This is a genomic window from Blautia sp. An46 (assembly GCF_002161645.1).
In the GTDB taxonomy this organism is placed as follows: Bacteria; Bacillota; Clostridia; order Lachnospirales; family Lachnospiraceae; genus Blautia; species Blautia ornithocaccae.
This window is the reverse complement of record NZ_NFIF01000031.1, coordinates 1-24,441: the sequence shown is the minus strand read 5'-3', so window position 1 is coordinate 24,441 and position 24,441 is coordinate 1. Positions and strand designations below refer to the sequence as shown.

22 protein-coding genes are annotated in these 24,441 nt (G+C 45.3%); 1 reads left to right on the top strand and 21 read right to left on the bottom strand.

From position 1 onward, the window contains the following. Positions 1-460: 460 nt before the first annotated feature. The 6 genes from B5G00_RS19070 to B5G00_RS17520 form a co-directional block, all read right to left on the bottom strand. Complete coding sequence (locus B5G00_RS19070) at positions 461-610, bottom strand: hypothetical protein (RefSeq protein WP_164496705.1); 150 nt, start codon at positions 608-610, stop codon at positions 461-463. After that, on the bottom strand, positions 607-1,197 hold the full coding sequence (locus B5G00_RS17540) for a type IV toxin-antitoxin system AbiEi family antitoxin domain-containing protein (protein ID WP_242971415.1): 591 nt from the start codon (positions 1,195-1,197) through the stop codon (positions 607-609). The genes B5G00_RS19070 and B5G00_RS17540 overlap by 4 nt, the downstream gene beginning before the upstream one ends. A 136-nt stretch (positions 1,198-1,333) precedes the next feature. Then, entirely contained in the window at positions 1,334-1,765 is a 432-nt protein-coding gene (locus tag B5G00_RS17535) for a hypothetical protein (RefSeq protein WP_087274946.1), read from the bottom strand. 72 nt (positions 1,766-1,837) lie between these two features. Next, positions 1,838-2,311: a MazG family protein gene (locus tag B5G00_RS17530; protein ID WP_087274945.1), complete on the bottom strand. Its 474-nt coding sequence runs from the start codon at positions 2,309-2,311 to the stop codon at positions 1,838-1,840. A gap of 87 nt (positions 2,312-2,398) precedes the next feature. Beyond that, positions 2,399-2,737: a nucleotide pyrophosphohydrolase gene (locus B5G00_RS17525; protein WP_087274944.1), complete on the bottom strand. Its 339-nt coding sequence runs from the start codon at positions 2,735-2,737 to the stop codon at positions 2,399-2,401. A 182-nt stretch (positions 2,738-2,919) separates the two neighbouring features. Then, on the bottom strand, positions 2,920-3,765 hold the full coding sequence (locus B5G00_RS17520; RefSeq protein ID WP_087274943.1) for a LysR family transcriptional regulator: 846 nt from the start codon (positions 3,763-3,765) through the stop codon (positions 2,920-2,922). Between the two features lie 177 nt (positions 3,766-3,942). Between B5G00_RS17520 and B5G00_RS17515 the strand changes: the two genes are divergently transcribed. Then, positions 3,943-4,782: an aldo/keto reductase gene (locus B5G00_RS17515; RefSeq protein WP_087274942.1), complete on the top strand. Its 840-nt coding sequence runs from the start codon at positions 3,943-3,945 to the stop codon at positions 4,780-4,782. 122 nt (positions 4,783-4,904) lie between these two features. Here B5G00_RS17515 and B5G00_RS17510 read toward each other — a convergent pair whose 3' ends face one another. From B5G00_RS17510 to B5G00_RS17440, 15 genes are all read right to left on the bottom strand, one after another. Beyond that, a complete protein-coding gene (locus B5G00_RS17510) occupies positions 4,905-5,507 on the bottom strand; it encodes a sugar O-acetyltransferase (RefSeq protein ID WP_242971414.1) in 603 nt (200 codons plus the stop codon). 27 nt (positions 5,508-5,534) lie between these two features. After that, the gene (locus tag B5G00_RS17505; protein WP_087274941.1) at positions 5,535-6,866 is read right to left on the bottom strand and encodes an MATE family efflux transporter; all 1,332 of its coding nucleotides are present in this window, start codon (positions 6,864-6,866) and stop codon (positions 5,535-5,537) included. A 68-nt stretch (positions 6,867-6,934) separates the two neighbouring features. Continuing rightward, complete coding sequence (locus B5G00_RS17500) at positions 6,935-7,957, bottom strand: sensor histidine kinase (protein WP_087274940.1); 1,023 nt, start codon at positions 7,955-7,957, stop codon at positions 6,935-6,937. Between the two features lie 42 nt (positions 7,958-7,999). Then, the gene (locus B5G00_RS17495; protein WP_087274939.1) at positions 8,000-8,761 is read right to left on the bottom strand and encodes a hypothetical protein; all 762 of its coding nucleotides are present in this window, start codon (positions 8,759-8,761) and stop codon (positions 8,000-8,002) included. Further along, on the bottom strand, positions 8,758-9,681 hold the full coding sequence (locus tag B5G00_RS17490) for an ABC transporter ATP-binding protein (RefSeq protein WP_087274938.1): 924 nt from the start codon (positions 9,679-9,681) through the stop codon (positions 8,758-8,760). Before B5G00_RS17490 ends, B5G00_RS17495 begins: the two co-directional genes overlap by 4 nt. A 135-nt stretch (positions 9,682-9,816) precedes the next feature. Continuing rightward, a complete protein-coding gene (locus tag B5G00_RS17485) occupies positions 9,817-10,500 on the bottom strand; it encodes a response regulator transcription factor (protein WP_087274937.1) in 684 nt (227 codons plus the stop codon). A 61-nt stretch (positions 10,501-10,561) separates the two neighbouring features. Further along, entirely contained in the window at positions 10,562-13,042 is a 2,481-nt protein-coding gene (locus B5G00_RS17480) for an ABC transporter permease (protein ID WP_087274936.1), read from the bottom strand. After that, a complete protein-coding gene (locus tag B5G00_RS17475; RefSeq protein ID WP_087274935.1) occupies positions 13,029-13,724 on the bottom strand; it encodes an ABC transporter ATP-binding protein in 696 nt (231 codons plus the stop codon). The genes B5G00_RS17480 and B5G00_RS17475 overlap by 14 nt, the downstream gene beginning before the upstream one ends. Before the next feature lie 132 nt (positions 13,725-13,856). Continuing rightward, positions 13,857-14,624: a sensor histidine kinase gene (locus tag B5G00_RS17470; protein WP_087274934.1), complete on the bottom strand. Its 768-nt coding sequence runs from the start codon at positions 14,622-14,624 to the stop codon at positions 13,857-13,859. A 61-nt stretch (positions 14,625-14,685) separates the two neighbouring features. Then, a complete protein-coding gene (locus B5G00_RS19065) occupies positions 14,686-17,715 on the bottom strand; it encodes an NEAT domain-containing protein (protein WP_164496704.1) in 3,030 nt (1,009 codons plus the stop codon). Positions 17,716-17,798: 83 nt separating this feature from the next. Next, positions 17,799-18,737 carry a hypothetical protein gene (locus tag B5G00_RS17460; protein ID WP_087274948.1) on the bottom strand — a complete coding sequence of 313 codons (939 nt, stop codon included), beginning with the start codon at positions 18,735-18,737 and terminating at the stop codon, positions 17,799-17,801. Positions 18,738-18,907: 170 nt separating this feature from the next. Beyond that, complete coding sequence (locus tag B5G00_RS17455) at positions 18,908-19,396, bottom strand: hypothetical protein (RefSeq protein WP_087274932.1); 489 nt, start codon at positions 19,394-19,396, stop codon at positions 18,908-18,910. Positions 19,397-19,624: 228 nt separating this feature from the next. Next, positions 19,625-21,613 carry a right-handed parallel beta-helix repeat-containing protein gene (locus B5G00_RS17450; RefSeq protein WP_087274931.1) on the bottom strand — a complete coding sequence of 663 codons (1,989 nt, stop codon included), beginning with the start codon at positions 21,611-21,613 and terminating at the stop codon, positions 19,625-19,627. Between the two features lie 122 nt (positions 21,614-21,735). Continuing rightward, positions 21,736-22,902 carry a helix-turn-helix domain-containing protein gene (locus B5G00_RS17445; protein ID WP_087274930.1) on the bottom strand — a complete coding sequence of 389 codons (1,167 nt, stop codon included), beginning with the start codon at positions 22,900-22,902 and terminating at the stop codon, positions 21,736-21,738. 135 nt (positions 22,903-23,037) lie between these two features. Continuing rightward, positions 23,038-23,910 carry an aldose 1-epimerase family protein gene (locus B5G00_RS17440; RefSeq protein ID WP_087274929.1) on the bottom strand — a complete coding sequence of 291 codons (873 nt, stop codon included), beginning with the start codon at positions 23,908-23,910 and terminating at the stop codon, positions 23,038-23,040. Between the last annotated feature and the right edge of the window lie 531 nt (positions 23,911-24,441).

Sequence of the window (24,441 nt, the reverse complement as noted above, 5' to 3'; positions counted from 1 at the left end):
TATAAACAGATAAGTAATTCGACAGCAAAAAAGCAGAAGTTCCGACAAGACAATTATACATATCTGTTTCTTATCAAAGAAGAATTTTTCCCATAGACACAGAAAATTTTACGCCCTCGCAGAAGAACTTCTGTAGAACGCTCCAATAAGCGTGAGAAAGAGGACTATAAATTAGAAGACGGCAGGCACCGCTCTACAAAGATGTGGTACTGCCGCCTCTACGGCATCATGATGCTCCAACATCTTGATGCCTGGGAAATGCCTTCAGTCGAGGCATTTCAAGAATCATTTTTAGGTTTGACCGCCTAACAATGATATCTTAAACGACTTCACAAGATTTTTCAAGGCATAGTACCCGCTATGTCCAATGTTTATGCCCATTTTTCTTAAATTTCTTTTCCTGCACGATATTCAATTGTCAATTTTCAGTTGGAATCTCATTCATTGAGATTCCGAAAAGTTATATGAAATTATTCTTATACTCAGATAATGATATCCTTTCCAAAAAACGCTCCATAATAAAACAGCGGATCATCATCTGTGCGATCTCATTATCACCATGAGAAATATTTCTTACTTTATCTTTTAACTGTTTCGATGTATGGATCATGCCAGCACCTCCATATATTTCATCACTTCATCCCGTACTCCTAACTTCTCTGCATACTGAACAAGAATCTGCAGCTTTCTGTCGGAATCCGACATATATTCCTTAACCGCAGTCTGAAACATTTGCACATCCATCTTTTTACGATTGATTATTGCCTCACAGACGACACGTTCTTTATCATAGACTGCAATCTGATTCCCATAACTGGATTCAGCCACAGTTTTTCCCAATTCATATAATTCTTTTTTTATCGATTTCACCTTGATATTCTTTTTCCGCAAATGGACCGCATTATATCCCTCAGGAACTGTAACTTCAATTCTTCTGTATTCCCTGTCTGTAAGCCCCTGAATATAGAGTGCTGTTTCCCCTGAAAAAATGATCTTTGGATTTGTTTTTTGTAAAAGATACAATTCATCCGGCCAGATATCCGGAGCTGCGTAAATTCCGTGTGCAACTCTTTCATATTCATTTTTTTGCACAAATTTAGCCAGATAGGTTTTAGAAATTCCATTACGAAGGACTTCTGCAGTAAACAAATATCCATTATTATTATCTGACAATTTTTTCAAAACATCCTGTTTCATAATATTCTCCAGTTTACTTTTATGTTTTAATCATAGGATAAATGAACACAAAAGTAAACTTTTAATCTATCTGTGTAATGAGATTCAACGCCTTTTAAAACCCATGATAAAGGTTTATCCAGCAGCTTTTTCCTCCTTACCAGCTGCATCTTCCGCAGTTCGTACACGGAATACAGCTTTTCTTTTTGATTTTAGCTTCCCAGGGCAGAAGTTCCACGGAAGACGCTTCTGTTTCACGAATTGTCCACTGCTGATTTCTCGCCTGAAAGCAGATTTCTCCTCTGTCTATTAGGATCTGTACCGGATCAATATGGATTTTTTCCGGGTGCATGCAGCTTTGATAAAGAACAGGTGAAATTTCCCGTTCCCCGTTTGGGATCCGGAACGTATGAGAAGCAGTGATAATTAAAAGTTTTCCGTCTTTTTCTTCCCAGATTCCCGGCGGCGGCACACATGGATACGGATACTCCATATCTACCTTGATCATTCCCAGCTCTGTCTGCCTTTCCACTGCTTTTCTTCCGGTTTCAGTCTTTCCGCTATCTGATAAATTTTCCTTATCTTTCATTTTCTGAATTTCCTTTCGACTTTTCTGTACCCTCAGTTCAGGACAAAATTTACGTATAAGCGGATATTACACCTACACAAACCCTTTCCTCTCCGCAGCCTCATCTATCAGCCTCTTCGCCTCATCAAAAGCCGCCGGCAGATAAGCTTCTGTCCATTCTTTTCCTTCCTTCTCCCTTTTCTTGATTTCATCCCATCTCGTCAGCACTTCTCCTGAATCGGAGACTACTGCATCGCCGAATACATGGGGATGCCGCCGCACCATTTTATTAATGATTCCCTGTATCACATCATCCATAGTAAAGTAGCCTTCTTCCTCTGCTATCTGGGCATGCATCACTACCTGCAGGAGCAGATCCCCCAGCTCTTCTTTCAGGTTATCCGGATTCCCCGTCGCTTCCAGTATATTGATCCCGCAGATCACCTCTGCGGCTTCCTCTACGCATGGCTTTTTAAGGCTGAAATGTGTCTGCTCTCTGTCCCAGGGACAGCCATCCGGCGCACGGAGTTTTGCAACGATATTTTCAAATTCTTCAAACCTTGTCATATTCTTTATCTCCTTTATCTCTTAGGAGCCCTTTCAAATATAATACTCACACAGAAACTCACACTCTCAGACTCCAGTTTTAGCAGGTTATTCTCCCAGTTCCGTATACTTTTCTTTGTGTCCGTATGCTTTTTCCACCGGATACTTTTCTGCATTCTTCCTGACTTTTTCCTGAATGATCTCATCCATATCCAGGCCGCAGGTATCCGCCATTAAAATGCAGTAGTTCAATACATCTGCAAGCTCTTCTCTGATCTTGTCCTTTTTCTCCCCGCACCAGACGTCTTCTGCGCTCCACTGGAAAACCTCCAGGAGTTCCGCTGCCTCCAGGCTGATGGAGATGGCCAGATCCTTCGGGTTGTGAAACTGTTTCCAGTTTCGCTCGTCTCTGAATTTTAACACCTGTTCAATTGTTTCCTTTGTCATCTTTCACCCTCATTATCATAATCATTATTTATTCCATAAAGTCTTTTTCATCCTCTGCGCAATATAGTCCTACAGTCAATTTTATCAGACTCTGCTTTTTACGCCAACTGATATTTCTATCTGCTTTTTTCATCTACTTTTTTCAGGCTCCCTCACCTGTATCCGCCTATAAGGTTTCTGCATCAATCTGAGGATTTCCAGCCGGATCTTACCGCATATTTTTTATTCTCCGGAGAGAAAACCAGATGAAAGGTCCTTTTTGCCTCCTGGTCTATGATGGGTATGACCTTTCTGCCTTCAAAGGTCCCTTCCTCATCTATGGTAAGATTTGTGGCAAAGCAGGGAAGAGAGGATTCCCGGATTAGTTCCTGAAGCGTAAAAGAATCTGTCTGTACCAGGAACCGGGAGGCGGGCATCTTCTCTCTGCACATATCATCCCAGAATCCCAGCTGGCTGCCCAGCAGGAAATTATATCCGTTGAGCTGGGCAAAGGAAAGCTCTTTATATCCGGCAAGTGCATGGGTGGCAGGCAGGCACACATAGAGGTCTTCTTTTAACAGAGGAATGCTGGAGTATCCCTGGGGCACCATATCCTGAGGCAGCACTCCAAGAACAGCCGAACCGGACTGCAGGTCTTTCAGGACAGCGCCGTTCCCCTTGATCGATGAGGAAATGGTCATATCCGGGAAGGTTTGGGCAAGAGCAGGGAGCAGTTCCCACAGAGGCGCAGGGGCGCAGGAGCTGACGGTAATGGTATGCAGACTGCGGTCAAAACTGCGGACTCCTTCCACTGCCTCCTCTGCGCTTTTCAGGATCCTCTCCGCATATTCCACAGCCTTCCACCCGGTTTCATTCAGCGCAATGTGGTTCTTGGTGCGGCGGAAAAGAGACACCCCAAAATCCTCCTCCAGATGCTGCATGGTTCTGGTAATCGTAGGTTGGGAAATGTGGAGTTTTTCCGCTGCTTTGGACAAGGTGCCTTCTGCCGCAAAGGCCGCGAGCTGTTCCAGTTCTAAAAGATTTAACATATCTTTCCCCTTTTCTCACTATTCATATTAAGGAATCTGAATTCCTATATTCTTATTGTACTTTTTTCTCTTTAGGCTGTAAACTCATAATTGAAAACAGGGAAGTTCCCTGGAGCAGATGAAAAAGCAGATATACCCTCAGAAGGGTAACAGCACCCAAAAAAGGAGGAACCCACTATGGAATATGTAACACTGAACAATGGAGTCAAAATGCCGAAATTAGGTTATGGCGTATATCAGACTCCTCCGGAGGAAACAGAGGCCTGTGTATCGGAGGCCATCCGCACCGGCTACCGCAGCATTGATACGGCCCAGGCCTACGGCAATGAAGAAGGGGTAGGCAATGCCATTGCAAAATCCGGCCTTCCAAGAGAAGAGTTTTTCATTACCACGAAGGTATGGATCACAAATGCAGGATATGAGAAAGCAAAATCTTCTATTGCAGAATCTCTGAAAAAACTCCAGACCGAGTATATCGACCTGCTCCTGATCCATCAGCCTTTCGGTGACTATTACGGAACCTATCGGGCCATGGAGGAAGCTTATGATCAGGGCAAAGTCCGGGCTATCGGCGTATCCAACTTCTATCCGGACCGCTATCTTGATCTCTATCACTTCTCACGGATCAAACCTGCCGTAAACCAGGTGGAGACCCATGTATTCCAGCAGCAGAAGGCTGCAAAGGAATATATGAAGAAAAACGGCACTCAGATCATGTCCTGGGGACCTTTTGCAGAAGGCAAAAATGATTATTTCAATAATCCGGTCCTGAAAAAAATCGGAGACAGATATGGCAAAACCGTTGCCCAGACTGCTCTGCGTTTTCTTCTTCAGAGCGATGTGGTGCTGATTCCCAAGTCCACCCACAAGAACCGCATGGAAGAGAATTTTGATGTTTTTGACTTCACTCTCAGCGAAGATGAGATGAAAGAGATTGAGGCCCTGGATACCGGAAAGAGCCTGTTTTTCTCCCACTATGATCCGGCAACTGTTGAGTGGTTCATGACTCTGGCATAATATAGAAAAAGACCTTACGGATATTCTGCAGTCCAAAAAACTGCCGTGGGATATCCATAAGGTCCTTTTTACGTTATGCTAGTGCACTTCATATTATCTAGGCAATTGTCTTCCCCACCTGTTTATTCCGGAATGGGTTCAAACTCCTTCAGATCCTCATCTGTAATCTCCCGGATCACTTTACAGGGAACTCCTGCTGCAAAACTCATTGGGGGAATATCTCTTGTAACAACGCTTCCTGCCCCAATGACGGATCCCTTTCCTACCGTAACTCCGGCACAGATGACCACATTGCTTCCGATCCACACATGGTCTTCAATCACCACCTTCTTGCAGTACATTTCTCCATGCTGCCGTGCCATATAATGCATGGGATGATTGGTGGTGCTGATGGTAACATTGGGGGCAATCAGTACTCCTTCTCCTATGTTTATCTCATAATCGTCCACCAGAGTCAGATTTGAATTGACATAAGTTCCTTTTCCGATAGATACGGTATTTCCCATGGCCAGTGTAAGAGGCGGCTCGATCCAGACCCCTTCTCCGCAAAAGGCAAAGAGTTTTTGCAAAATTTCCTCTCTTTTTTCAGTTTCCGTTCCTCTGGTATGATTAAAATCCTGACAAAGTCCTCTGGCGTATACCTGCTGGTCCATGTTTTCACCGGTATCCACCCATAACAAGCCGGCTGCTCTCCGCTGAGCCATTGACATTTCTTTTTTCTCCATTTGTAAATCCTCCCGTTGACCTTATTTTTATTTCACTTTCTTCCACCTGTAGGTGATCATCGGAATCTGGAAGGCCAGCATAGCCACCCAGCCGAAGAAATTCGCCCAGGCCAGTCTGTCAAATCCTCCATGCATCACATGGATCATCAGCCAGGCGGTAAAAAATCTGGCAGACATATTCAGGATAGTACTGATCAACGTGACCTTCAAGTCTCCCAGTCCCCGGAAATATCCCTGAATAATATTGGTAGCCGCAGGCATGACATACATAGGTGCGATCAGCACCAGATAAGAAATTCCCAGTGAAACTACCTCTTCTGAATTCTCTCCGACAAACAATTCCATGATCTGTCTGGAAAAGAAAAAGGTAACCGCCGCAATAACTGCCGTATAAATTGCCTGAAGCAGGATCGAACTGAAAAAGCCTTTTTTCATCCGTTCAATCTTCCCGGCTCCCCGGTTCTGCGCCATGAAAGTGGTGCTTGCGTGAGCAATATTCTGCTGAGGCGTCATGGCAAAGTCATCCACACGGTTAATGGCAGTAAAAGCCGCAATAAATTCTACTCCCTGAACATTCACCACTGTCTGCACACAGATCTTTCCCAGCTGTACGCACATCTGCTGGAGAGCGCTGGTAATCCCATAGCTGAAAGTCTTCCAGAGCAGAGAGGGATCAAATACCTTCCACTTATTTCCAAGGCAAAGCAGAGGGACCTTCCTTTTTATATAAATCAGGCAGCACAGACAGCACAGCATTTCACTGAGAACGGTAGCCAGGGCGCTTCCCGGCACGCCCCAGTTCAGAACTACCACAAAAAACAGATCTCCCGCCACATTCAGACAGGCGCTGATAATCAGAAAATACAGGGGAACCTTGCTGTCCCCCAAAGCCCTCAGGGTATTGGAAAAAAAGTTATATACAAAAGTAAAAATCAGTCCCAGAAAAATGATCCTCAGATATCCTTTGGCAGAATCTATAATATCAGCAGGAACCTGAAGCAGTTCCAGGATCGGATGGGCGAAAAGTATCAGCAGGATTGCTATAACCGCTGAAAAGATCAGTCCTCCTATCATAGCAGTGCTGATCTGCCGCTCCAGCCGGTTATATCTTTTTGCTCCGTAGTAACTGCTCATAAGGATACCGGCGCCCATGCACATTCCGCTGATGAACAAAATAACCATATTCATGATGGGGCCTGCAGTTCCTACCGCCGCAAGGGCGTCGTCTCCCAGGAACTTTCCTACGATCACAGAATCCGCCGCATTATAGGTAAGCTGGAACAGGTTTCCCAGGATCAAAGGAATGGTAAATTTTGTAAGCTGTGGTATGATCGGCCCTTCTGTCATATCTTTTGTCATGTCTGTTCTCTCCTTCTGGCGGCTGGCAGAAAATATGCACTTATTCCACAGCCGGAAATATAAAAATATTATACAGCCGATTTTTCACTCTTACAAGAGGCAAAGCCCTTCCCAGCAGTTGCCAAATGAGCCTGCAGGCATGTCCCCTTTACCTTAAATTTCAGTTCAAAGCAGACTAAAAGATCCTGTGTTTCCTCTTCTCCAGGCTTCTCAGGAACACTTACTTCCAAAGTCCCTCCCATTTCTTCTGCCAGAGATTTTGCCACTGTCAGTCCCAGGCCGGTTCCTCCCTGGCTCCTGGCGCTGTCCTGTACATAAAACCGGTCAAAAAGGCGGGGAAGATCCTCCCTTGACAGCTTCTTTGTATCATTGATAAAGGAAACCAAAACCGTCTCTTTTTCTTCTTTTACAATAATCCGGAATAGGGTTTCTGCGTACCTTCCTCCATTCTGGAACAGGTTGAGGAAAATCCGTTCCAGCGCAGACTGATTTCCCATGATCCACAGAGGATGTTGGGGAAGATCTGCCTCTACCTTCAAATGTGCTTCCTCCAGGATCCGGCAGTTTCCCAAAAGAGATTCCCGAAGGACTCTGGATAGATCTGTTTTTTCCATCTCCATTTCAAAATCCCCTGCACACAGACGGGAATACTCGTAGAACTGATTTACCAGAGCATTCATTCTTTCTGCTTTTTGTTCCAGGATTCCCAGGGTATCCGCCAGTTCCGGGTCTTGGGAGATCCCTGCCTGCGGGTGTTTTTTCAGCATTTTCAAGTACCCCAGTATTACCGTCAGCGGAGTACGGAGATCGTGGCTGATATTTTCTATCTGCTTTTGAAATGCTTTTTCTCTTCTCTCATAGTCCATTCTTTCCTCCCGGATTTCTCCCAGCACTTTATTAAATGCACCCAGAAGTCTCCCTAAAGCCGGGCTTGGGACGGGCAGATGCAGCATCTGGTTCTGGGTAAGGTCCTGTTGTATTTCCCGGATTTCCTCCTCTGTTTTTTTCATTGCATAGAGAAGAGAAAAATAGCGAAAAGCAAAGAATCCTCCCAGGATAATCGATATAAATAGCAAGCCCCCGCACAGCATAACCTTTTCCTCCTGTGAAAATTTTTCTTCTATTTTTATTCTTTAAAGGTCCCTTCTTTTCAGCAGCACTGCGCCGGAAATACCAAAGATGATACATCCGGCCAGACCGGAAAGTACGCAGCGGGTCATTCCTTCCATGGTCTCCCAGGCCGTGATACACTCCCGGGTATTTACATGGGAAGTATTGACTGCCAGAAAATTATTGGGAAGCCACATAGCCGGCTGATAAAGAACAGGAAAGCGGATGGCCAGATACATAAAAGCTTCCGGAAGCAGAAACCACAAAGCCGCCCAGACCAGGATACCTATAATACTTTTATCGAAAATTTCCAGAAACAGGATACCGGATATGAGACAAGCTGCTGCGATGAGATACATGGCGGCTCCTTCTCCCAGAAAATCCTTCCATTCCACAGGCCCGGACTTTTCAAGAAGCAGGTTTGCACTGAGCACCCAGACGCCCATGGTGATCGCCATAAGGAGGGTGGATACTGCCAGGCTTACCACACATTCTCCTGCAAATATTTTCACCCTGGAAATTCCTCCGGCAACGGTATTTTTCAGGTTCCCATTTCGTTTGCCCCCTTCATAGAAAAGGAAGGGAATGATCATTCCCATAAAGGCAAAAACCATAGGATTTGCCACCAGATTGGAATAGGAAAAAGAAGTGTTTGCATAAGAATTTCCGAAAAAATATAAAGCAACATTCAGCAGCAAAGCAATTCCCGCCAGCAGACCTGCCGCAGCATAAATTTCCTTGGTAATAAAGATCCGGTAGAATTCACTTTTGGTATAATTCATCATTTTCCTGCACCTCTTTCTTTCAGCTTCATATAATAATCTTCCAGAGAAGACTGCAAAATCTGCATGCTTTTAATGGCAATATCATGTTCGGCAGCCAGCCGGCTGTAGGCCTCTCCCGGCCTTTTGGGAGCATAGATCCTTACCCTTTCCTGAGGCAAAACCTTATAGTTTTCTTCCGGAAAGGTCTTTTCCAGGAAGACACAGTAGCCCGCTGTATCTGAGAGGGAAAGTTCAATGCAGTCGGCGCATTTCTCCCTGAGCTCCTCTGTACTGATTTCTTCCAGAAGGACGCCTCTGCTTAAAAATCCGTAAACGTCTGCAATCTGCTGCAGTTCCGCCAGAATGTGGCTGGACAGCAAAATAGTAATCCTTTTCTCTTCATTTAACCTTCTGAGAAGATTCCGGAATTCTATGATCCCGCTGGGATCCAGGCCATTGATAGGCTCGTCTAAAATCAGGATTTTCGGTTCACCCAGCATGGCAATCCCCAGCCCAAGCCTCTGTTTCTGACCCAGGGAAAGTGTGCCGCATTTGCTCTTCCTCTTTTCATAAATCCCCGTCATCTTCATCATTTCCAGGATCTGTCCTTTGTCCGGTATCCCTTTCTGGATACAATAATATCTCAAGGTCTGCTCCACGGTCATATTTGGGAAAAATCCCGGCTGTTCGATCATACATCCCATCTGTTTCCGCACATTTTCCAGGTCTTTTTGCCCATGTTTTCCCAGTATCTCGATCTCTCCTTTGGTTGGAAAACTCTGGCCTGCCAGAAGCTTCAAAAGCGTACTCTTTCCCGCCCCGTTATCTCCTACAAGTCCGTAGATACAGCCCTTTCTCACATGGATATTTACATGGTCTAATGCCAGGAAGGAACCGTAGGTTTTCGTAACCTGTCTTGTTTCCATAACATATCCATTCATCTCATTTCCTCCTCATACAAAAATACGTCTGTCAGTCTGCAGTATTCCGGCTGACAAACGTATTCTACTTTTTTCCCTTTTAATAAGTCATAAAGAACTTTTAAAGAAGTTATAAAGATGTGAAGATTCATATGCTCATGGAAGCTTAAAGCCGATGCCGTATACGGTCTGGATATACTCTTCACCGGGATCTTCTTCCTTTATTTTTTTCCTTATATTGCTTACGTGGACGTTTACTGTATTGTTTTCTCCGTAGTACCCTCCATGCCATACCTGCTCATAGAGCAGCTCTCTGGAATACACCTTTTCCGGATTCTTCATGAGAAGATACAGAATATCAAACTCATGGCCTGTAAGAGCCAGCTCTTTTCCCCTCAGAGTCACCTTCCTGGCACCGGGAGAAAGCTTCAGATTTTTATAGGTCAGAGGCTTTTCTGCCTCCGGCTCTTTTCCCCACCGTCTTAAATTTGCCTGGACACTGGCGGCCACTTCCTCCGGTTCAAAGGGCTTGGTAATATAATCATCTGCACCCATTTTCAGCAGAGAGACTTTATCCTCCAGCAGCCCCTTGGCGGAGATTACGATCACCGGAACAGGAGAGCTCTGATGCTCCCTCAGCTCCCTGAGAAATTCCTCCCCGGAAATCCCCGGCAGCATCAGATCTAGCAGGATAAGGTCCGGCGTTTCCCTTTCCGTTGCCATTTGAGCCTCTGTTCCGGAAAAAGCCTGCAAAACCTTATAGTCTTCTTCCCTCAGTATCCTGGCCAGAAGGTTATTGATATCCGGCTCATCTTCCACAACTAATATTCTGTAATCCATACTTTTCCTCCCTGTGTCCAAAACCAAACACCTATGCTCCGGCCATTTCCTGTCATCTTTCCTACTCCTCATACTCCCGCAGCCGTTCCACAATAGAAGGATTCCCCCGAAGTCTTCTGTAGGAAAGCAGAGGAACTCCTATACATAGGATAACAAGCAGTCCTTCGCTGCATACCAGAGGTAACGCCGGAACGGAAAAAGGAATCCCTGTATAATTTACAGCCTGAAAGCATATATAAGTGATCAGTGTGCCTGCCGTCATGGTAATAATAATAGAAAAAAAGGCATACAGCAGCCCTTCTCTCACAAGAAGCTTTCGTATCTGCCTATCAGACATGCCCAGGCTTTCCATTATGGCAAAGGTCAGTTTCCGGCTCTGGAGGCTGGCTGCCATGGTATTCCCGTAATTCAGGGCTCCCACCAGCAGCAACAGCAGTGAGATCACTGTGCCGATCTCCATCATGTTTCCCTGAGAATCCTGGATCGTCTGCATATTTTCCAGTTTAGATTCCAGGATCAGATCACTGCTGTTGGAACTGTCCTCTATCAGCTCCCGGATTTTTCCTTCTGTGGTTTTATCATAAGTTTCCCTGTACTTTATGTTCAGATTAAGGGTATACAGTTGATTTCCAAGGCTTTCCAGATAATCCTGGCTCACAATAAGATTGGGGCCGATATTTCTCGTTCCTCCATAATACCACTCATGGCAGACTGCGGCAATAGAAATGGAAAATTGCTTTCCCCCACAGGAAAAATGAATGTTCTTTTCTCCCACATATCCATCCGGCACCTGAAATCCCGGATAGTAAAGGATACACTGCTTTCCGGCAAGAAAGGCGGCTTTATCTGCAGTTTTTTCCAATGTCTGGTTCAGATAATCAAATTCTTCCTCATCGATTCCTTTCACCATCCCGTAAAAACTTTCCGGCTTTTCCCTATACTGAGAAAGGATTTCCGTGTAAGAGAGATAAGGTCTGGATCCTGCATAATTCTGCAGCCACTCCCGGAAAAAACTGTCTTCCGGAAAAGTCACCGGTGCCCCTTCCACCATATGCAGTTCCCGGATCCCCTCAATTTTCTTTAGTTCATCCAGAAATCTGCCGTCCAGAACCGGCTTCAGGGAATTTATCTCCTCTGTAGTCTGAGTGCTGTTTCGTATAGTCAGATCTGCATCCCAGTAATTGGGTACTACAGTGCGGCTTCCATGGCTGCTGATGATCGTGGTCAGACAGCAGAATACAGACAGGCTGGCTGCCAGGGATAAAAATACCACGGCGGATTTTTTCTTATCCTTCCGGATCTGCTCCCAGGCCATGGTCCAGAGCAGGTTTTTCTTTCTTACCCTCCTGCTGCCTGATCCGGCATTCCCAATCCCCCTGTACTTTACTGCTTCTACAGGCGAGGTATCCGCTGCTTTCCCCACAGGCTTCCGGATCCCCAGGAATACAGCGGTACCGGAGATGACAGTGCTGACAAGCAGTATAAAGGGATGGAACGACAATTTCATATCTTCCATAGAAATCCCCAGGATTTCCATCACATAGGGTATCAAAATCAGAGAGGTCAAAATCCCCAGTACAATACCTGCGGCAATTCCTCCTGCACTGATCAGAAGCATCTGTTTTTTGATAAATTCCAATATTTGTTTTCTGGTCATTCCCAAAGCCTGAAGTAACCCATAGTAACGGATTTTTCCGGATACAGAGAGATACAAAATATTGTAGATCAGCAGGTAATCGCTTAAGCAGATCACCGCACTTAATCCCCATATCCCTGCAAGTATTTTTAAGGAATTTTCAATATAGGGAGAAGGCTGAAAAGCCTGTCTTTCTGACAGCTCCAGGGAGTCTTCTATTTTATCGATGGTTCCCGGCAGAAGGAAGTCCTGCTTCAGCTTAATACAAAGAATCCCATCGTACTCCAGACGATAACCGGACTGCTTATAAAATTCTTCCGAAACAAATACCGGAGCCTTGTCTCCATAGCCGTCCCAGATCCCGCTTATGACAAATTTCCCGGTATGGATCCCGGTATTATCTTCATAGGTCAGCGAAAGGCTGTCTCCTGTCTGAAGATCTTCTTTTCCCAGAGTTTTCAGCCCCTCTTTTGTAACCATCAGCTGGTTTTTCTCCTGAGGATAGAAACCTTCTGTTTTCGTTCTGGCAGGAGCCATCTGCTCCTCCCAGAAGGTCTGGTCGCACCACAACAGGCCAGTATCCACAGTGTGGTCGTATTCTGTGCTCTTAACATACCCGGCATAGGACTCTGTCCCTACGCTCCGTGTAAAAGAATTTTCCTCCAGACTTTCTTTTTGTTGTTCCGTAAATCCGTTCATAAGGGCAATATCATATTCTGCCCCGTTCAGTCTGGTATCCTGCTGCCTGCTGAGATCCAGATAGGTGATCCCCAGGGTGAATACGCTGAACAGCATAAAAGCTGACAAACAAATGGTAAGAAATAAAATACTCATCTGTTTTTTATTTCTCCGGAGGGTGTTCTTTGCCAGTTTGTTCAAAATCTTTTTGTTATTATTTCCCAGCATAAGGCTCGCTTCCTTTCCGGATCTTTCCATCCTCGATCCTGACGATCCGATCCGCCATCTGGGCGATATCCCCGTCATGGGTGATCAGGATAATGGTCTGCTGGTACTGCTTTGCCAGAATCTTCAGCAGGCCGATCACATCGTGGCTGGCCATTGTATCCAGATTTCCTGTAGGCTCGTCAGCTAAGATAATCGAGGGCTTTGCTCCCAGAGCCCTTGCGATGGCCACCCGCTGCTGTTCTCCTCCGGAAAGCATAGAGGGAAGCATTTCCTTCTTATTGGAAATATTTAAGACTGCCATCAGTTCCCGGATAAATTTTTTATCCACCTGCCTTCCGTCCAGTTCCAGAGGAAACAGGATATTATCATAGACATTCAGATCCGGTATCAGATTGTATTGCTGAAAAATAAAGCCTACTTTACGTCTCCTGTATAAAGCAAGGGCTTCTCTGTTCATTTTCTCCAGGTTCATTCCGTCTACGATCACCTGTCCCTCGCTGGGCACGTCCAGACCGCCGATCATATGCAGAAGGGTGCTTTTTCCGCTTCCCGATTTCCCGATAATCGAGACAAATTCCCTTTCTCTCACTTCCAGATCTACGCCGTCCAGGGCTTTTACTGTCTGACTGCCCACTTGATAATATTTCTTTAGTCCCCGGGTCCTTACCAATATATCCTTCATCTTCCTATCTCCTATAATCCTATGATGCAGAATTGCTCACTGCGTGCTCTCACAATCCTGATATCATAAAAATAGAGCATAATAATCACAAACCGTTCACAAAAAGAAAAAATCACAAAACTGTGACTTTTCCTAATCCATATTGGGAAGATAAATTTTGAAGGTACTTCCTTGTCCTGCCTGGGATTCCAGCTCAATATAACCGTTCTGCATAGTGATGATCTTGCGGGCCAGGTACAGGCCGATCCCGATCCCCTCACTGTCGTGAATCTCCGGCTCCCGGTAAAAACGATTGAAAACAGCTCCCTGCCTTTCTGCCGCAATTCCCTTTCCCGTGTCCTTTATGCTGATCCTTGTAAAGATCTCCTGTCTGCACACAGAAATATACACCCTTCCCTCTGCCTGTGTATATTTTACAGCGTTGTCCAGAATGTTAAACAGTGCTTCCCCTGTCCATTTTTTATCATGTTCCACCGCCAAATTTTCCTGGCATTCTACGAAAATCTGGATTTTCTTTTTGTCTGCTTTTGGCACCACCGCTGCTATGGATTCCGCCAGAGTCCGGGCTATGGGAAGTTTCTGTTTCTGTATCTTAATGGTCCCGGTCTCCAGCCGGGAAATCTTAACCATACTCTGGAGAAGAAAATCTAATTTATCTGCCTGGAGATTCAGCTTTTTCATATATTCCGGGATATTTTCTTTATCTTCTCCCATCATTTCCAGGTACAGTTTTACATTGGCAATGGGGGTTTTCGTCTGGTGAGATATGTCAGAAACATACTTTAGAGACAGGGAAAAGTATAGGAGACAATGGAAGAAAGAAAGTTCTATGTCAAAGCAACATATAACTATCCTTTCAAAGTATACTGAAAGCAGGGCTGCTGTCTCACAAGTTGACATTACAGCCCTGCTTTTCCGGACTAATATAATGATTCAGGCCACTGTGCCTGGGTATGCTGTATTATTTTCTGCGATTATATCTTATCCTGACAGCGCAGACTACCATCACGCCTCCCGCCAAAAGCAGAAGCCATACATATCCAAAATTCGCATCGTCTCCTGTCTTGGCTCCGGAAGCCGTGGAAAGGCCGCTGTTCAGAGAGGATCCGCTTCCCAGGGAAGAGCTGCCTAAAGAGGACCCTCCTTTTAGAGACGAACCCCCGGTCAGGCTGGAGCCTCCCGTCAAGCTGGAACCGCCGGTCAGACCGGAGCCGCCGCTGAGACCGGAGCTTCCAGTTGGAGTGGTAGTCCCGTTGTTGTTATCCTCTCCCCCATTGCTGTCATCATCTCCGTCTGCATCATTATTGAAATCCGGATCGTCCTCAGATGTTTTTTCAATGGTACTCCAGTCCAGGCTCAGAAACACCGGCTGGGTTCCCGTACCCGCTGCGATGGACTCCATAATAGGTACAAATACCTGAAGAGGCACATAACCGTCTTCCAATGCTTCGGGAATCATTTCAAAGGTCACAAAGTCGGGATAATCCGTTCCATACTGATCGCTGATCCGAGAACCATCTTCATTTATCTGATAGGAATCTACGGTAACATCTGCCAGATCTCCCACCGGATTTCCATATTCATCCAGGGTATAGCCTGTCAGATAATACTTAAGTTCACTTAGATAGCCCAGCCTGTCTCCAATGGTCAGGCCCCTGAAATCCAGGGTAAGATAGTATTTTCCATCTGTCACCGTCAGTTTAATCGTGTGGTTGATGGCATTGTCTGACATGGAAAGAGTGGTTTTATCCACCTTCACCATCCGGCCTGTAAGAGAATATACTCCGTCAGCAAGATTACGGATGTCAAGGGGGGCGCTGTCATCCGGGTCTTCTTCATTTGGGTCATCTGTTCCCGGATCTTCTGTGCCCGGATCCTCTGTTCCCGGATCTTCCGTGCCTGGATCGTCCGTTCCCGGGTCTTCTGTGCCCGGATCTTCTGAAACCTTCTCCACAGAATCCCAGTCAATATGCAGCCTGGCCAGCTGTGTTCCCTGTCCTGCGCCGATAGACTCCATGACCGGAACATAAATCTCCACATAGTTCATATCCTCATCCTGCTCTATGGGGATGGAGATGACCCTGGGATATTCATTTCCTCCGGTGTTTGCATCATAGGAAGCTGAGTCCGGGTCATTAAAAGAGTCATAGATTCCCTCAAAAGTTTCCAGGATCTCTGCATCTTCCGCCTCATAAGAGGAGGGATAATTGTACTGATTATAGACCACCGTGGACATATCCACTTTTTTCAGCCTGTACAGATAGCCTTCTATTCCCGAAATGTTTAAAGACTGGAAGGTCAGCTGCAGAGACATATTCCCATCTTCATCCACCACAATAACTCCCTGGGGATCCAGAGCTGCGTTTCCCATAGATAAGGTATTATTTGTAGCATGCCACAGAGCCACGTCTGCCGTATATCTGCCGGCCTCCATGCCCTGGTCCTGTCCGGGATCTTCGCTTCCCGGATTATCCGGCTCTTCCCCTCCCGGGTTATCCGGGTCTTCTCCTCCTGGATTATCCGGATCCTCTCCTCCCGGATTATCCGGGTCTTCCCCTCCTGGGTTATCCGGATTCTCTCCGCCCGGGTTATCCGGATCTTCTCCGTTTTCAGAATAGGAAATAGTAAAGGTTGTTGTTCCGGTATAATTACCGGGAACTGCATTGGATACATCTTCCGCAGTTATCGTAATATTTCCGTACAGAGGGGTTCCCCCTTCTGTATCTCCGGTGTCTGTCTCAATATTGGAAGAACCATCAGTCCCCACTGCATTTAAAGTGTTTGCCCTGGCTGCTTCTGTGGCCGTTGAGACAGATCCGTCTGAGGCATTAAAGATCCGGGTGCCGAAGTCATTATAAAATCTCAGGGTTTTCTCCCCGGCATTTTCCAGATTTCCCTGATCCGGTGCTGTTACTGTAACCAGACCTTCTTTGTTCTCTGCAGATATTTTGATCTCATAGGGTTTTATATTATCCTGCTGAGTACTGAGCCCGCCCATGGCAATGGACGAAGGAACAGAAACTCCATAGGAGGGAGAGGAAATATTTTCCGCCACATTTGCGGTAATTTCCATACTACTGTCATTTCCCTGCTTTGTAAGAGTATCCCAGTACACCGTCACAATGGTATCCACACTGAAGTGTCCGTTCTCGAAGTATATGCCGCTGATCTCTCCGTTCAGATTGCTCATGGCCGGTACGTACAGATAGGTGTTTGTATAATAATACTGGCTCAGTCCCGAGAGAGGATAGGTTACATCGGTTACTACAGTATAGTCTCCTGATGATGTGGTATTATAATCAACCCCGTCCATGGAAAGAGCTCCCGCCCGGTCATTATTTACATAATATCCGTTCACACCCAGTATATACATAGGTTCCTGGTCTGTACCGGAAACCATGGTATAAGACAGTTTCATCTGCCCACTCTCATCTACCTGAAGTACCGCCTGGGCGGTATCTGTCTGGACCAGACTATGGTCTACTACATCACTGCGGACCGCCACAGTTACTTGATAAGTCCCGGCTTCCGGAACCTGAGCGGGTACATTTCCGGAGGTTTCCTCTTCCTCCAGTCCAAGAGCATTCATAACCGCTTCTTTGATCCCGTTGGAAGAATAGGTGGCCCCTGATACAGCGTCCAGCCCCTGGATCCCATCTCTGTCTGTATCCCCCAACCCGATAAACTTCTCTGCCATACCTGCAATTGCCTCCGGCAATTTTACATTCTGGTTATAGTCTCCATAGGTCCCTCCGAAGTTATCCCCTGTGATTTCCACAGCGGTAATAACTCCATCCGTTACTGTAACCTCTGCGTTAATGTCATATTCCCCAAACTGATCGATATGAAAGGTGCCGTTTACTGTATAAGAATCGGAGGTCCTGCCCCAAGCTGCGGCATTTATGTCTAAAGGCTGCCATAACAGGCCCAGTGCTGTAAGGACTGCCAGAAATTTCATGCCCATTTTCTTCCAGCCTATTTTCTGTTTCATGCTTCCCTCCATTCAAAATCCGTTTTTAGATACGATGCTGTCGCATTAGTCAAAATCAAGAATATTTATACCTTTTATTGCTTTCAGTTTGCTGAATATGTAATGCTGAAAGTAGTTGTTCCTGTGTAATTTCCTGCTGCGGCTGCTGCTACGTCAGAAGCTGATACGCTGATAGCGCCGCTGAGTTTGCTGTTCTCTGTATCTGCTGTTACGTTCTGTGTTCCAAAACTGTTGGCAAAGGCCAGTGTGTTGTCACCGCTGGTCAGATTACCGGTCTCAGGTGCTGATACAGAAAGAGTTCCATTCAGATTGGAAGCTGCCACATCTACTGTGTAGTGTGAGGAGTTGTCTTCCTCTGTGCTGAGAGTCCCCAGCTCAATAGACTCAGGTACATTTACCGTATAGGTCGGCTCAGAAACTACTTCTTGTACATCAGCGGTGATCTGCATATCCTTAGTATCTGCAGGCTCTGTCTCTCCTCCCACTGACTGAATGTTAGTTACCTGGATGAGGAAATTCTGGGTTGAATTCATTACTGAATTTACATAAGCGCTGGCGCTTACAGTCCCGGCTTCCAGATCATCTACCGCATCTCTTGGAAGGTCTACTGTAAGAACCTGAGTCGGATAGGATTCTCCCTTAGTAATTCCAAAGAGGCCGGCTGTGGTGTCGAATACTTTCTCCGGTTTTGTGGTAATATCGGATTCTGCTGTGTATCCGGTTCCATCTACTGTAAGCACTACGTCCAAAATGGTTCCGTCTGTTCCCAGATCAGGGAATGATGGAATCGGATAGGCCACATAAAAAGTCAGTTCTGCATTGTCGGCTGTAAGCGCCAGCTCTGCCTCATGGACAAAGATAGGATCGCACATACTGTAATTCCCGCTTCCGTTGGCATTCAGAAAATGGATCTCTCCTGTGTAATCTCCGTCTGTGTAATCTGCTGCAAAGGCCGTGGTGCACATCATGGTTCCTAACATAGCTGCCGCAGCAGCTCCTGATACAATCTTATTGAGTCTCATAGATACTCTCCCTTCTTTTAAAATGATATTTATATGATTCCTGCGGAGAATGATCCAGGCAGACACGGCACATGCCGCCTGCTCCCGCCGCAAAGACCAGGTCCTCTGTGCCGCTTAAGACCTGCCTTATGTTAAGCGCTTTTGGCGCAGTAACATCTCCTTTATAATTTTTACCGGACGATCAGCGTACAGTTCACTTCCGCCCCGTTTCTGGGGGTCATGGCCTCATCGGCGCTGTACGTTGCGTACCGGATAGTCAGAGGATACTCTCCTGCTTCCATAGCCTTGTCCAGAGTGATCTCATACAGGTGCTGGCCAGGCTGGATCATCTTGGAGGTATAAATAGTCTCGTCCGTTTCCGGAAGATAGAAAGAAATCTCAAAATATACATTATTTTCTTCCGGATTCATCAGTTCCACAGATACATCTGTTGTCCCTGCCGGGATGGTAATAGACTCATAGCCGGGGATCTGGATTCCTTCCTCCACACTGCTGGGCGTGCTTTCATCTTCCGGCTTTTCCTGGTCTGTTTCAAACTCCACATCATAATTGGTCACTTCTTTTGGCCCGGTATACTGATAGATGGCAAAAGCGCCAGCTATGACTGCGATGATAAGAAGAATAAGGATTACTTTCTTTTTGCTCTTCAGAAAATTCATATGTTCACTCCAATGTTTTTTATTCCTGCAGGCAATAATCCAAAGGAACATACCCGCAAGTTCACGGTTTTTATAAGGTTAGTATATACTAACCCTCTCTCAAAAACTAACTAACCCAAGGCATATTTATATGCACATGGGTTAGTTATTGCTAACAACGTGATTATAGCATTAGGGTTTTATGTTTGTCAATATATTCCAGACCATTTTCTTTTTAATTCTGACAGTTCAGGAAAAAAGTTTTTTTCCTGCATCTTCTGCATTGGCAAATGGTCCGGGAAGGACACGGATGCCTCTGTGGTTTCCAAAATAATCGCGGTCAAAGATAATGTCTGTTCCGTCTGGATTTTCAAATCTTTCTTCCGGTTCAAAGGCATAACCCAGGATGTCGCTGTTTACCATACTGTCTGCAAAGTCTCCAAGGAATTCATAGATGTTTGTGGACAGTACCGGACAGCCGTCTTCCATGTTCAGGTCAACGGTTACTTCATGTTCCGTATCCACCAGATTGCCGGTTTCCTTTTTGTATGCTTTGGCACCGTTGAAATAAACGTTGCCTTTTACCCATACAGGAAGCTTTTCGCCATGAGCCGGCTCCAGTTTTTTCATATCCGGTGTGTCTGTATCCATATCAAACATTTTGATCCATTCATCATAAGTAGGATACTCATCCATTACATGAGTGCCTACTTCCCGGTTCTCCTCATCGGTTCCCTCAGAGCTGTCTCGCAGAGTGATGAAAGGCTTGGACGGCCATTTCTGTACGAAAATGTTGTTATAGAAACGGTCATCGCCATGAAGAATGGTCATAAATCCCATGACTTCTGTCCGATGTGGAATGTGATAAGGTGTGTAACGAGGACCTGTACCATCTCCTACACAGGTGAGAGCACCGCAGATCAGGTTGTGGACCATGGCAACCCCTTCTGTAGCCATACGCAGGCAGGCATCGGAAAGAAGAATATTGTTGTCAATAAGTGTAGGACCGTGTCCCACCTCTACGAAAATATCCTGACTCATCATACCGCCTTTCAGCTGTTTGGCGAATTCCGGCTTCTGATTGTCATGAAGCAGGTTCTGGGTAATACGGGTACCCTGAGCCTCCCAGTCGCACCAGATTCCCATAGTACAGTGATGGATATGATTCCGGCGGTAGATCACGTCAATAGCCGCATGCATTTTGATGCCGGCAATTTCTGCTCCGCCCAGTTCCATCATGTTATTGATGTGGTGGATATGGTTATCCTCGATAATAGAGAATACCCCTCCCATACGTCCGATGATTCCGCCCTGTTCGCAGTTATGAATATTGCAGCGACGGACAATATGACTTCCTACTTTTTCTTTCAGCCAGCCATGGTACTGGCCTCGGCATACAGCATCACGCTCCATCTGTGTGGGGCTTTTCACATGTTTATAGGTAAAGTAATGGTCGTTGTCCGGATCCAGATATTTGCCAAGAGAAATACCGGCACATTTACTGTTGCTGATCTCGCAGTCCTCGATGATCCAGCCTTTAGACCAGTGAGGGCCGATCATACCGTCCTGGTAGGCTGCCGGCGGCGCCCAGGTGGTTGCTGCCTTATTAATATTGAAACCGCTGACGGTAATATAGCCGATGCCTGTTTCTGAGGGCATAAAGCATTCCCGGCGGACATTGATCTCTACATTTTCCTCATTGGGATTTTTTCCCTGGAAATTTGCGTAGATCACAGTCTCGTCTCCATCCTGCTGGGCATACCATTTATAGACAGAGGCTTCCGGCTCCCAGGAGCATTCATAGACTTTTCCTTCTATACATGCCTCCAGACTCTCTGCCTCATAAAGCATCTTGTCGTTGAGATATACAGCTCCTGTATGTTTGCTCCTTCCGGCAAAATACCAGTCGCCGTATACATATGTAGTATAAGGATTATAATTTCCGAAAATAGAATTGTTGATCCGGGTTACCCATGTGGTATCCTGATAAAGGTCCCAGTCTTTCACTTCCTCTGCTCCTGTGATCACAGCACCTAAAGGCTCTGTGCTGCGATAAGTGATCCGGGACTCTTCGGTTCCTGCATTTTGGGGATTTACATATTCACGGTAAATACCCGGAGCTACCAGTACCTCGTCACCGGCCACTGCCACTTGTGCCGCATCATTAATGTGTTTAAAAGGCATTTCTTTGCTTCCGTTTCCCTGGCGGGAAGCCTTTGCATCTACATAAATTTTCATATGGATCCGATTCCTCCTACGATATAATTTCTGATATTCCTATTTTATTTGTTTTCTCGGGAAAAAGCTTTTAAGATTTTGGATATTTCTTTTATCTTTTAGGATATATTTTCCCTTGAAGATCAGAAGACCGTTTTCCTGTTCTGATTCCGGTATTCTTTTGGAGACTGATGCATTTTCTTCCGGAAGGCCGTACTGAAATGGCTTACGCTTCCATAGTGGAGATATTCTGCAATCTCCTGTATTTTCCTGTCTGAATACCGGAGCATATTACAGGCTGCCTCGATCTTAATATCTGAAATATATTCGGTAATGGAGATTCCCTCATATTTTTTGAACAATTTCTGCATATATTCTTTTGAAATTCCCAGATTATCTGCAATTTCCTGAATGGATATTTTCGTAAATCTTTTGGATATGATATTTTTCTTAACTTCCTCCACATGGAAGTTCACACCGCTTCTATTCTTATGGTCTGCCACAAGCCGGGCAAAATAAATCTGGCTCTCTCTGCGCAGACGGTCCATCTCGAAAACCGTTTTGCACTCTGAAAGTTTTTTCAGATAAATATCATTGTTAATAAAACCTTCTGCAGAGCTTAATCCCCCCTCTATAGCTGCCCGCGCAGCCAGAGAAATGCTGATCACAGTCATATATTCTTCATTTTTCTTAAGATCCTCAATAATGATCGGATGGGAAGGCGCCTCATAAAACTCCTGCCTTTCCAGGAACTCCACGTCTCCTTCCTTAATATGGTCATACAAAAGCTGCTCGTCCATATAGGTATGATTTTTCTGAAAAGAATCTATCTGCCGCAGTTCTTCCCTGGTGACCAGTTCCTGATTCTCTCTCTCTTCCCTGTCAGGCAGAAACTCCCCCAGGATATCTTTTCTCCGTTCTTCCTGAAACTCTTCCCCTGTCAAAAAAGACACCAGTGCCAGAATATCCTCCAGACGGCACTTTGGACATTCTCTGATTCTGTTTTTCCGTATAAAATTTCTGCACTCAAAGGTATTTGTCAACCCATAAGAAAAGGGGCCCAGAACGAAATATTCCTCTTCTCCCCGACAGCCGCACAAAGCAATCGGCACATGGGCGTCATAAGCCACAAAATAAAATCTTTTCTCCGCCATATTTTCCTTCAGTGTCTGCATCATTTTGCTCTCAAAAGTATCTGGCTCTTTATAAAAACTGGTAAATCGATCCAGCTTTTTCCACTCAGATGTATAAACAGTAATGGGAATCTGGCTGAAGCGGAACAAAATTCTCATGGTATTCACATCATACATAGCTGCAACTTCCTTTGCTGTTAATTTTCACATAAATATATCACATTTTTTATAGAGATAAAAATACCGCATGAAACCTTTACTTATCAACATGCAGCCAGGCTGTATACTGATAGCAGTTTCATGCGGTATTATCTATTCTAAAATAATAGACCATGTGTTATTATAAACACCGGCGCCCTCCAAAGCAGTCAGATCAGGCTGCGTTGCCAGATCTTCTATAATTCCCTTTCTTGAAGGAAGGGCTGACCATGGCTCCAGACATACATAAGGAGCCTCTTTTCCAGGAGTATGCCAGATTCCCAAATATTTCATATCCGGGTATTCAACCGTTACTGAACGTTTTCCATCCGGGGCATATAACTGGACTATATTTCCGCTGTCTTTTATAACTATAGCGTCCTGGTCAAACAGTGAATGCTGCAGTTTCTTTATCTTTCCCTGCTCCAGTTCCCAGACAGACTCTTTACCTGTAAGGAAACAGTCCGGAGTAAATTCTATCCGAGTGATTTTTTCGCTTTCAGGAAATCTGAGCCTATACTGGTCAAAACTAAGTCCTTTCTCCATGGGGATCTGAAAGCCCGGATGGCCTCCAACAGCAAAATACATAATTTCTTCCTGACAGTTTTCTACCCTATAGGAAACACTCAGACGATTTCCTTCAATCTTGTAAGTAACTTGGAAACGAAAAGAAAAAGGATAGCACTTCTTTGTTTCAGACGTATCGCAGATTTCCAGAATCACTTCGTTTTCCTTACGTTCTATAAGCTGAAATTCACTGTCCTTAGCAAATCCATGGATGTCCATTTTGTATTCTCTTCCCTGATATTGATACTTCCCATCTGTCAGCCTGGCAATATAGGGGAATAGTGTTAGGGCTCTGTCCGCCCAATATTCGGCATCGCCCTGCCATAGATATTCCGTATTATCTTTCTTAATAGACATGAGCTGTGCGCCAAGAGAATCTATAACTGCACTTATCTGCTCTCCTCTGATCTCATATAACATGAATTTCACCCTTTGCTTTCTAAAAATTTTTGTTCTTTTTATTATAGTCTCTATATTGTTGTTCGTCCAGAGTCTGCTACTATTTCTCTGTCCTGTTTTTTAGCTCATCAGAAAGTAATCTACAGATTTCAAAAAAAGTCAGAAGTTTGAAATCTGTATGATACCACTGATTTTCCATTTATTGGTTTCAGACAGTAGTTTAACTACCTAAATCCAATAATTGAAAAGAACTCCCGTCGGCATCTCTGCCAACAGGAGTTCTTCTCTCTCCTATACCTTCAAAACCACACATGTAAAACTGTTTATATCCAACTTTTGCCGTTTTACTTAGGTATTGGCCCCGTCCGCTTAGCAACCGGTCACTCATAAGCCTTCGGCTTATTTCGTGTCCTTTGCTTCGCAAATGACTTCAGTCCGTCTTCCTCATCCAGGAATGCAAGCATTCCCGTCTGTTCCAGACTTCCCTCGCCGCTTCCTAAGCTATTAGGTCAAGCCCTCGACCGATTAGTAGCAGTCAGCTCCATGCATTGC

Excerpts from the sequence above, each read along its gene's own strand:
- B5G00_RS17485 (WP_087274937.1), bottom strand. The coding sequence starts at position 10,500 with ATGGATTACAGAATATTAGTTGTGGAAGATGAGCCGGATATCAATAAC.
- B5G00_RS17440 (WP_087274929.1), bottom strand. The coding sequence starts at position 23,910 with ATGTTATATGAGATCAGAGGAGAGCAGATAAGTGCAGTTATAGATTCT.
- B5G00_RS17480 (WP_087274936.1), bottom strand. The coding sequence starts at position 13,042 with ATGCTGGGAAATAATAACAAAAAGATTTTGAACAAACTGGCAAAGAAC.
- B5G00_RS17520 (WP_087274943.1), bottom strand. The coding sequence starts at position 3,765 with ATGTTAAATCTTTTAGAACTGGAACAGCTCGCGGCCTTTGCGGCAGAA.
- B5G00_RS17525 (WP_087274944.1), bottom strand. The coding sequence starts at position 2,737 with ATGACAAAGGAAACAATTGAACAGGTGTTAAAATTCAGAGACGAGCGA.
- B5G00_RS17470 (WP_087274934.1), bottom strand. The coding sequence starts at position 14,624 with ATGTCAACTTGTGAGACAGCAGCCCTGCTTTCAGTATACTTTGAAAGG.
- B5G00_RS17495 (WP_087274939.1), bottom strand. The coding sequence starts at position 8,761 with ATGATGAATTATACCAAAAGTGAATTCTACCGGATCTTTATTACCAAG.
- B5G00_RS17460 (WP_087274948.1), bottom strand. The coding sequence starts at position 18,737 with ATGAGACTCAATAAGATTGTATCAGGAGCTGCTGCGGCAGCTATGTTA.
- B5G00_RS17475 (WP_087274935.1), bottom strand. The coding sequence starts at position 13,724 with ATGAAGGATATATTGGTAAGGACCCGGGGACTAAAGAAATATTATCAA.
- B5G00_RS17515 (WP_087274942.1), top strand. The coding sequence starts at position 3,943 with ATGGAATATGTAACACTGAACAATGGAGTCAAAATGCCGAAATTAGGT.
- B5G00_RS17510 (WP_242971414.1), bottom strand. The coding sequence starts at position 5,507 with ATGGAGAAAAAAGAAATGTCAATGGCTCAGCGGAGAGCAGCCGGCTTG.
- B5G00_RS17455 (WP_087274932.1), bottom strand. The coding sequence starts at position 19,396 with ATGAATTTTCTGAAGAGCAAAAAGAAAGTAATCCTTATTCTTCTTATC.
- B5G00_RS17445 (WP_087274930.1), bottom strand. The coding sequence starts at position 22,902 with ATGTATGATGTGAATACCATGAGAATTTTGTTCCGCTTCAGCCAGATT.
- B5G00_RS17540 (WP_242971415.1), bottom strand. The coding sequence starts at position 1,197 with ATGAAACAGGATGTTTTGAAAAAATTGTCAGATAATAATAATGGATAT.
- B5G00_RS17450 (WP_087274931.1), bottom strand. The coding sequence starts at position 21,613 with ATGAAAATTTATGTAGATGCAAAGGCTTCCCGCCAGGGAAACGGAAGC.
- B5G00_RS17505 (WP_087274941.1), bottom strand. The coding sequence starts at position 6,866 with ATGACAAAAGATATGACAGAAGGGCCGATCATACCACAGCTTACAAAA.
- B5G00_RS17530 (WP_087274945.1), bottom strand. The coding sequence starts at position 2,311 with ATGACAAGGTTTGAAGAATTTGAAAATATCGTTGCAAAACTCCGTGCG.
- B5G00_RS17535 (WP_087274946.1), bottom strand. The coding sequence starts at position 1,765 with ATGAAAGATAAGGAAAATTTATCAGATAGCGGAAAGACTGAAACCGGA.
- B5G00_RS19070 (WP_164496705.1), bottom strand. The coding sequence starts at position 610 with ATGATCCATACATCGAAACAGTTAAAAGATAAAGTAAGAAATATTTCT.
- B5G00_RS17490 (WP_087274938.1), bottom strand. The coding sequence starts at position 9,681 with ATGAATGGATATGTTATGGAAACAAGACAGGTTACGAAAACCTACGGT.
- B5G00_RS19065 (WP_164496704.1), bottom strand. The coding sequence starts at position 17,715 with ATGAAACAGAAAATAGGCTGGAAGAAAATGGGCATGAAATTTCTGGCA.
- B5G00_RS17500 (WP_087274940.1), bottom strand. The coding sequence starts at position 7,957 with ATGCTGTGCGGGGGCTTGCTATTTATATCGATTATCCTGGGAGGATTC.